Consider the following 9,079-nt stretch of genomic DNA (forward strand, 5'->3'; position numbering starts at 1 on the left):
GTGCTGCGGCGGGGCAAAACTTCCGCCATCTGCATGCGATGCGCCGATGAATAGCCCCATAAAATCAAACGGCTGCCGAGAGATATCCCGGCAGCCGTGGCAGTTGTGCCCCAAAACCCGGAATGGGCAAGCCCGAGGCGGGCGGCTATTCGGCCGCCTCCGGACTGGGGCGGGTTCTGGCGGCCTCTTCCTGCATCAGCGCGATTTCCAGATCGGTATCAAGCTGGCGGGCGCGGGCGACATAGGCCTCGTTCAGATGGGCGGGCTGGCCGGGCACCCACAGCTCGGCCAGATCGCGCATCGCGGCCCGGTCCACCCGGTAATAGGTGCGCGACCGCTGCGCGGCCTCGTATTCGCTGAACCCCATGTTTTCAAGGACATAACGGCCTGCGCGCACGGAGCTGTCAAAGGTTTCGCGCACGATGTCATCCGCGCCGGCCTGATAGAGTTCATAGACATGCACCCTGTCGCGGGCACGGGCGACGATGTGGATGTCGGGGCGGACATGGCGGGCATAGCGCACGATCTTGATCGCATTCTCGCGGTCGTCCACCGCCACAACGATCACCGAGGCCTCGGCGATGCCAGCGGCATGAAGCAACTCGGGCCGGGTGGGATCGCCGAAAAATCCCTTGATGCCGAAACGCCGCATGATCTGAACCGCCGCCATGTCATGGTCGAGCACGACGGTCTGGATCCCGCTCATCCGCACCAGCCGGTTCACCACCTGCCCGAAGCGGCCGATCCCGGCGATGATGACCGCACCCTTTTCGTCGATGGTGTCGGGGTGGTGGGGTTGTGCCTCTGGCCTGCGGCGGGAGAGGCGGTCGCCCATGGCGAACAGAAGCGGTGTGACCAGCATCGACAGGCTGATGACGATCAGCGCATATTGGGCGACGGGGCGGGCAAGGATGCCCTCCTGCGCGCCGAAGCCCACAAGGACAAAGCCGAACTCGCCGGCTTGGGCCAGCCCCAGCGTCAACAGCCAGCGGTCGCTGCCGCGAAAGCCGAAGCCCTGTGCCAGCACCGCCAGCACCAGCGCCTTCAGCACCACCACCCCCAGCGTCAGCGCAAGGATGGTCCACGGGTCGGCCAGAAACAGCCGGAAATCGATCCCTATTCCGACCGCCATGAAGAACAGTCCCAGCAGGATGCCTTTGTAGGGACGGATGTCGGCCTCAAGCTGATGGCGGAATTCCGAGTTGGCGAGAACCACACCGGCAAGAAACGCCCCCAGTGCCGGGGACAGCCCCACCGCCATCATCAGGAAGGCGGTGAAGGCCACGGTGAACAGCGCGATGAAGCTGCCCATGTCGGGCAGCCGCGAGGCATGGACAAAGCGGAACACCGGCCGGGTCAGGAAATGGCCTGTCAGAACGATGCCAGCGATCACGCCCAGCGTGACCAGCGCACCCGCCCATCCCGGCAGCGAGTGAAGAAAGCCGATGATCGGCTCGGCCGGGCCTTCGGTTGCGTGATGATCGGTGGTGCCGGAGGGGCGTGCCCCCGACGCCAGCAGTGGCATCAGCGCCAGCATCGGAACGATGGCGATATCCTGCGCCAGCAGCACCGAAAAGGCGCCACGCCCCCCCGACGTGCGCAACAGCCGCTTTTCACTAAGCGATTGCAGGACGATGGCGGTCGAAGACACCGAAAACACCATGCCCAGCACAGCCGATTCCTGCCAGCCAAGGCCAAGCCATCCCAGCGCCCCCGTGACCGCCGCAGCGGTCAGAACGATCTGCAAGCCGCCAAAGCCCACCAGCGACCGCCGCATGGCCCAAAGGGCTGCCGGTTCAAGTTCAAGCCCGACAAGGAACAGCATCAGCACCACGCCAAATTCGGCATAGTGGCGCAGGTCGTCGGTCTCGGCGCCGGCAAGCCCCAGCACCGGCCCCATCAGGATGCCCGCCGCCAGATAGCCCAGCACCGAGCCAAGCCCAAGCCGCACGGCCAAGGGCACGATCAGCACCGCTGCACCCAGATAGATGCTGGCCTGAAGAAGAAGGCTTTCCATGATTTGGGGGCACTCCGCAGGGTGAGCAAAGCTATAGTCGCCGGGGGGGGCCTGTCCAGAGCGGGCCGCCCGTCATGCTGTCGCTGTCGCTGTCGCGATCGCGGTTACCGGGCCCGCCCTTGCAGCGCCGGTCTGTGCCGTGGCGCCCTTGCGTCGGCCCAGCTCGTCATCGGGGTTTGGGCCACCCGTTGCTGCGGCAGAGGCGCTGTATTCGACCGCCGGCGCGCGTTCTCGACGGTGGCTGCCGCTTGCAGGCGGGGCATGTATGGTGGTTGCCCGCTCTCAGCTCTCAGCTCTCAGCTCTCAGCTCTCAGCTCTCAGCTCTCAGCTCTCAGCTCTCAGCTCTCAGCTCTCAGCTCTCAGCTCTCAGCTCTCAGCGTATCGCACGGCGGCAGCGGGAGATGGCGCCTTAGCCGCGCGGCATTCCCAGCGCGACCATCCGGCTGCCCTTGCGATAGCGCAGTTCGTTGGTGGTGATCGCGGCGACCACGCCCCCGTCAAGCCGGTCCCCGACGCGAACCTTGACGTAGCGCCCGTTTGCCTGCCGTACCAGCGCATATCGGTTCGAGGGCGTGCCATAGACCCCGATCAGGTTCATCTTCGACAGGTTGATCGCGTTGTCGAACGTGGCCTTTTGCGCGACATTGGCCTTGGTCGGGATGCGCGGCGCGGCGGCGCGGGCAACTTCGGGTTCGTCCTCGGGCTCGGCTTCGGGTTCGGGCTGGACGCGGATTGCGGCAGGCGGGGTGGGGGTCTGGACCACCGCCGCCACCGCGGCCTCGATGGCACGCGAGAAATCGTTCGGCCGCGCCGCGGGCTTGCGCGATACGGCAATCGCCAGCGGGCTGATCGCCCCCGATGTCGGCACGATGGCCTGCGGTTCGGTCTCGGGCCGGGGGGCAGGCGCGACCAGCGATGCCGACTGCACTGATGCCGCCGCGGGCGCAGGCACGGCATCTGCCGGTCGGGCGCGGGGGCGCAGGCTGGCGGTGCGGGGGTCACCCGGGTCTGCCGGGGGCGGGGCGATGGCTGCATCTTCGGCCGGGCGTTCCGGGCGGGGCTTGGGTCGTTTTCCGATCAGCGCGGGATCGGCGGCGACCGGCGCGGGTTCGGGCGCGGTCTGGGCCGGGGGCGGAAGCGTGGCGCGGGCCGCGGGCGCCGTAGCGCCGGGAAAGATCGAGCCCGGAGACGGCTGCGCCGCCGGTTCTGCGGCGGCGGCGGCGGTCGGCTCGGCGGGGGGTTCTTGCGATGCGGGATCTGGGGCGGGGGTCTCGGTTCCGGGTCTGCGGGGCGGCAGGATCGGCGGCTTGCCGGCGATCAGCAGGAAGTCCCCGGGGGCAAGGATCCCTTCGGGGGTCGGCCGGATCAGCCCGGCCTCGTCGAATTCATAGCTGATCCCAAAGGGCGGCGGCGGCAGCGGCGGCCCGGGCGCGGCGTCGGGGGCGGCCGCGGGCGGCGGCAGGGCCAGCGCATCCAGAGACGGCGGCGGCGTGTCCATCGTCGTCAGGAAAATCTCGTCCTGCGGTGTTTCGGTCGGGTCGGCTGCCCTTGGGGTGGCGCCGCTGGCTGCGGTTCGGGCGGCGTCCGGCGCGGTCTCGGCGGGGGGAGTTGCTGTCTCTGGCTGCGTCACCGTCGCGGCCGGTTCGGCCATCGGTGCAAGATCGGCCTCATCCTCGGGCGGCAGGTCGGCCAGCATCTCCGCCTCGATCGCGGCAGGGTCGTCGCCCTCTGCCAGCGCGACCGCGGTCTCTGTCGGCGCATCGTCCGCGGTCAGATAAAACGACGACCATGCCGCAACGGCCGCCAGCACCAGAAGCAGGACCGCCGTCAGGATCAACCCCAGATGGCGCGGCTTGCCGCGCTGTGCCGGCCGGGTCGGGAAGGTGCCGAAGGGTTGGCCCGCGCGGGCGGTGGCAGGTTCGGGCGGCGCAAGGGGGGCTGCCGCGGGTTGCGGCTTGCGGTTCCTTACGCCCGGAATCCCAGGGGCCGTGACAGACAGTTCTGGCAGGGCCGCGCCCGCAGGTGCGGGGCCGGCCGGAAGCGTCCGCGGCCTTGCCGAACGGCCGGTGCCGGGGCGGAGCGGCGGCTCGGGCGGCTGCGTTCCGGCGCGTGGCGCCTTCGGCTCGGCCGTCAGCCGCGGCGAGGGCCGGGCGGTTGCCGGTTCGGCCACAAGGCGGCGGCTGGCAAAGGCGCCGGGCGGCAGATCGGGCACATCGTCGTCGGCATCAAGCTCGACATAGGGCGCTTCGGGAATTTCCGGCGCGGTCACATCCGGTTTCGGCGCCGCGAACGGGGCCTGCTTTGCCGTCGTATCCGGCTGCGATGGCACGAACGGGGGCAGATCGCGTGCATCCACGATGGGGCGATCCTGCGGATCGTCCTCGGCGGGGATGCGGTCCGTGCGGACCAGGGGCGGCGGCACGAAGTCCTCGGCCGGCGACGGCGGGGCGGCGGGGCCTTCATCGGGCGGCGGGACATCCGCCAGCGTCTCGGGTTCCGGCTCTGGCGCGGGCAGGGGGGCGGCGGCCTCGGACGGGGCAAGGCCCGCCAGCGGATCTGAAGGGGCCGGCATTTCCTCGCCGGCAGGCGCCGCTTCGGCCAGCGGTGCCGCGGTGTCGAACGATGTTTCCGCGGCCCGGGGCGTCACGGCCTCGGGCTGGTCGGCGACAGGCTCTGGTTCCGACGCGGGCACAGGCTCCTGCGTGGATTCCACGGCGGGCAGCCATTCGTCGTCGGCCGTGGCTGGCGCTTCGTCCATGACATCCGCGACCCCCGAAGCGGCAAGCCGAATCGGCTCACTGTCACGCTCGACCCGTTCGCCTTTCGGCAGACGCCTCTGCACATTGGTGACGGTGCCGAACCACGGCTCGCGCGGGAACTGGCCTTCGGGGATCGCCACGAAGCAGACCGGGTTCAGGCCGTGCTGATCGGCGAAACCCTCGGCCTCGTCCAGCGTTTCGCGCGCGACGACGGCAAGGCGGACCTGATCCCCATCGGTCTCGAAATCATAGACCAGATCCTTGACTTCATAGGGGGTCAGCCCGTCCAGACCCTCGCGGATCTGCGCCCGGCGGCTGGTGCGGTCGGGGCCAGGGGCGGTCAGCGTGGTGTAAAGGATCTGCGAATTCGGGATCACGACCTTGGTCGCAAGCGTCTCGTCGCCGGCCATCTCGGTGGCCTGCGCAGCAAGTGCGGCCATGACCTCGTCCATGTCGGGCGCATCGAAGCGCGCCGCGCCCATGTCAGTCCACCCGTCCGGCTGGCGCCGGAGCAGAACGGCGGCCTCGGACGTCAGGTTGAGAGCAAATCTCGGTTTCATTTCGCGGATCTAGCACAGTTGGCGCAGCCACGGGGAGTCCGCGCCGCAGCGCCCACGGTGTTACAGCAGGATTTTGCCGAATGAAAGGAAAACACCCAAGGATCGGCTTGCCGGAAGCGTCACAGAGGGCGAACCTTCAACGCAGCAACAAGGAATCCCACAGATGCGCATTGCCAAAGTCCTGACCGTCGCCGCGCTGCTTGCGCTGCCCGCCGCCGCGACCGCGGCCGAGACAGCCCGTCTGACCGTGACCGGCACGGGGGTTGTGGCGGCCCGCCCCGACATGGCCACCATCTCGCTGGGGGTCACCACCGAGGGCGAGACTGCCACCGAGGCGATGGCGCGCAACTCTGAAGAGCTGGGCCGGGTGCTGGCCCGCCTGCGCGAGGCCGGGATCGCAGAGCGGGATCTTCAGACCTCGGGGCTGTCGCTGAACCCGAACTGGACCCATCCCGGCGATGGCGGCGCGCCGCAGATCCGCGGCTATGTCGCGTCAAACCAGTTGACCGTTCGGGTCCGCACGCTGGATCGGCTGGGCGAGGTGCTGGACCGGGCGGTGTCGGACGGGGCGAACACGCTGCATGGTGTCACCTTTGGGCTGACCGATCCCGAGCCGGCGCTGGACGAGGCACGCAAGCGCGCGGTAGCCCGTGCGCAGGCGACGGCGCGGCTTCTGACCGAGGCCGCGGGCGTCAGGCTTGGCCCGGTGGTGTCGATCAGCGAGGGCGCGGGCCATGAACCGCCCCAGCCGATGTATCGCGAGGCGGCGATGTCCGCCGCCCCGGTTCCGGTGGCCGAAGGCGAGATCGAGACCATGGCGCGGGTGACGATGGTTTTCGCTCTTGATCAGTAGGTTAAGGGACGACTCTGCGACCGCACCTTAACTTTGCAGCCTGGACCTTTTGCAGATCTCAGGCGGTGGCCTTGGCCAGCGCCTGATCCAGATCGGCGATCAGGTCGTCGGCATCCTCGATGCCGATCGACAGTCGCACCACGTTCGGCGCGGCACCGGCCGCCACCTGCTGTTCGGGCGTCAACTGGCGATGGGTGGTCGAAGCCGAATGGATCACCAGCGAGCGCGTATCGCCAAGGTTCGCAACATGGCTGAACAGGTGCAGCGAATCCACCAAGCGAACGCAGGCGTCATAGCCGCCCTTGATCGCGAAGGTGAACAGCGCACCTGCGCCCTTCGGGCAGATCCGCGCCACACGGTCATGCCAGGGCGACGAGGGCAGCCCGGCATAGGTCACATGGTCCACCCGCGGGTCGGCCTCAAGCCAGGCCGCGATTTTCTTCGCGTTCTCGACATGGCGCGCCATGCGCAGGCTGAGGGTCTCAATCCCCATCAGCGTGTAATGCGCGCCCTGCGGGTTCATCGTCATGCCCAGATCGCGCAGACCGACCGCGATTGAATGGAAGGTATAGGCCATCGGCCCCAGCGCCTTGTGGAAGACAAGGCCGTGGTAGGCGGGCTCGGGTGCGGACAGGCTGGGGAACTTGTCCGAGGCCGACCAGTCGAACTTGCCGGAATCGACGATCACGCCGCCGGTGACGGTGCCGTTGCCGGTCAGGTATTTGGTGGCGGAATGAACGACCAGCGTTGCGCCATGTTCGATCGGGCGGCACAGCCACGGCGTGGCGGTGGTGTTGTCCACGATCAGCGGCAGGCCCACGCGGTTTGCGACCTCGGCCACCGCATCCAGATCGGTGATGACGCCGCCCGGATTGGCGATGGTCTCGCAGAAGATCGCGCGGGTGTCGTCGTCCACCGCGGCCTCGATGGCGGCCGGATCGTCGAAATCGACGAATTTGGCCGACCAGCCAAAGCGTTTGATGGTCTGGCTGAACTGGGTGATCGTTCCGCCGTAAAGCCGGGTCGAGGCGACGATGTTGCGCCCCGGCCCCATCAGCGGAAACAGCGCCATGATCTGCGCCGCGTGCCCCGACGAACAGCAGACCGCACCCGCGCCGCCTTCCAGCGCCGCCACCCGGTCTGCCAGCGCCTGCACCGTGGGATTGGTCAGACGCGAATAGATATAGCCCACCTCTTCAAGGTTGAAGAGCCGTGCGGCATGCTCGGCATCGCGGAACACATAGGCGGTGGTCTGATAGATCGGCACCTGCCGCGCGCCGGTGGCCGGATCGGGTTTGGCGCCGGCATGGATCTGAAGCGTGTCGAAGCCAAGTTTGCGGTCGTCGGTCATGGGTGCCCCCTGCTGTTGTGGCGCGAAAGCTAGGGGAAAGCCCGCGGCCGCACAACCGGCGACGCAGGCTGTCTGCGCCCGGCCGGGTCAGCGCAGCCAAAGCCCGGCGCGGCGCAGCATATGACGGATCGCCTGTTCGCGGCGCGGCAGGTCGGCGCGGTCGAACAGCGCACGGGCCTCGGCGCCCTTGCCTTGATAGAGAAAGCGCCGGAACGGCTCGTGTGCCTTCAGCACCTTCTTCACCGGGTTGGGCGCCGAGACGCGCAGCGCGGTTTCAACCGCAAGATCGCTTTCGCGGGCGAACAGCAGCGGCATCAGCCGCCAGTGGCAGGTCACCGCCCCGTCCAGTCCGGACAGCTCGGGCCCGGGGCGGCCGCCCCCCAGCGCATGAATGACCAGCGGCAGCGCGATCTGGTCAAGCCAGGGGTAAAGCGGCTGCCCCAGAAGTTCCGCCGGCGGGTCGTCGCGAATGGTGCGGGCGATGTCGTGAAACAGCGCGCCAAAGCGGCGCGGGCTTTGGTGAAAGAACCAGCCGGCATTGAAATAGAGATGCCGGCGCCAGTGGTCTTCGGGCTGCGTCCGGTCGAGTGTCGGCTCGATATCCAGCCCGAAGCGGTCGTAAAGCGCGGCCCAGATCCGTCCCAGCGGTGGGCCATAGATGTCCGGATCGGGCCATGAGCCCTCGCACCGGACCGAGGCCGAGGGACGGGCAAAGTCAAAGGAAACCTGCGACAGGCCCCCCGTCACCAGCGTGTCGGTGTCGAGAAACAGGAACGGCTCGTCCGGCAGGGCACGCAGGGCCTCGATCTTGTTGCCATTGGGGTAGCTGGCACCGAATGTCGTGTTCTCGAACGGCAGGATCGTCGCGCCCAGATTGTTCAGCAGCGCCCTGACCGCGGGATCGTCGATGCGGGGATCGTCCGCCCACAACGGGCCGGGTTGCGGTTCGGCCAGATAAAGCCTGCCGGCAAAGTCCGGATCGGCTGCGCGCAGCGATGCCGCCAGCAGGACGGCTTCATATTGCAGCCGGCCTTTCTGCACGACCGCAAGAATGTTGAAGCGGGACGGGACGGCAAGCGTCATGGCATTTCCGGGCAAGGGGCCGCGCGACTATAGAAGCGCACCGCCCCGATCACAATTCAGGTGCGTCGCCAACGACCGATCGACCGCAGGCTGTCGCCATTTGTATTGACCCAGTGGAAATCTGCTCCTGCTACAAGGAGGAAGGTGGCAATGAGTGTGATGATGGACGACCCGATCAAGCGGTGGACGGCGAAGCGCAGTTGAAGGAGACCGTGGCGCCAGTGGCGCCGCGTAAGCCCCGGAAACGCGCTCGTGGTGGAGATCATTCAAGGCAAGACAACGGTGGCCGAGGCCAGCCGCGCCTATGATCTCTCGCCTTCTGAGATCGAGGGTTGGGTTGAGGACGCGAAGCGAGCCATGCTGAACCGCGCCGGGTTTGCCGGAGGCTCCAACTCGTGAGAAGGATGGAGCATCATGAGCAAGACCACGAACAAGTTCTCCCCTGAGGTGCGCGAG

At 67.9% G+C, this 9,079-nt stretch carries 6 protein-coding genes; 2 read left to right on the top strand and 4 right to left on the bottom strand.

The features are described from left to right. Positions 1-145: 145 nt before the first annotated feature. The gene (locus tag CRO07_RS16625) at positions 146-2,017 is read right to left on the bottom strand and encodes a cation:proton antiporter domain-containing protein (protein WP_097031775.1); all 1,872 of its coding nucleotides are present in this window, start codon (positions 2,015-2,017) and stop codon (positions 146-148) included. A 409-nt stretch (positions 2,018-2,426) separates the two neighbouring features. Next, complete coding sequence (locus CRO07_RS16630; RefSeq protein WP_235841073.1) at positions 2,427-5,258, bottom strand: translation initiation factor 2; 2,832 nt, start codon at positions 5,256-5,258, stop codon at positions 2,427-2,429. A gap of 241 nt (positions 5,259-5,499) precedes the next feature. Here CRO07_RS16630 and CRO07_RS16635 point away from each other — a divergent pair, with 241 nt between their 5' ends. After that, on the top strand, positions 5,500-6,189 hold the full coding sequence (locus tag CRO07_RS16635) for an SIMPL domain-containing protein (RefSeq protein ID WP_097031777.1): 690 nt from the start codon (positions 5,500-5,502) through the stop codon (positions 6,187-6,189). 58 nt (positions 6,190-6,247) lie between these two features. Here CRO07_RS16635 and CRO07_RS16640 read toward each other — a convergent pair whose 3' ends face one another. After that, positions 6,248-7,540, bottom strand: a complete 1,293-nt coding sequence (locus CRO07_RS16640) for an O-acetylhomoserine aminocarboxypropyltransferase/cysteine synthase family protein (protein ID WP_097031778.1) — start codon at positions 7,538-7,540, stop codon at positions 6,248-6,250. 87 nt (positions 7,541-7,627) lie between these two features. After that, positions 7,628-8,623, bottom strand: a complete 996-nt coding sequence (locus tag CRO07_RS16645) for a hypothetical protein (protein WP_097031779.1) — start codon at positions 8,621-8,623, stop codon at positions 7,628-7,630. 255 nt (positions 8,624-8,878) lie between these two features. On the opposite strand from CRO07_RS16645, the gene CRO07_RS19225 reads away from it, so the two are divergent. After that, complete coding sequence (locus tag CRO07_RS19225; RefSeq protein WP_235841075.1) at positions 8,879-9,022, top strand: hypothetical protein; 144 nt, start codon at positions 8,879-8,881, stop codon at positions 9,020-9,022. Positions 9,023-9,079 lie beyond the last annotated feature (57 nt).

It is taken from the genome of Cereibacter ovatus, assembly GCF_900207575.1.
Lineage (GTDB): Bacteria > Pseudomonadota > Alphaproteobacteria > Rhodobacterales > Rhodobacteraceae > Cereibacter_A > Cereibacter_A ovatus.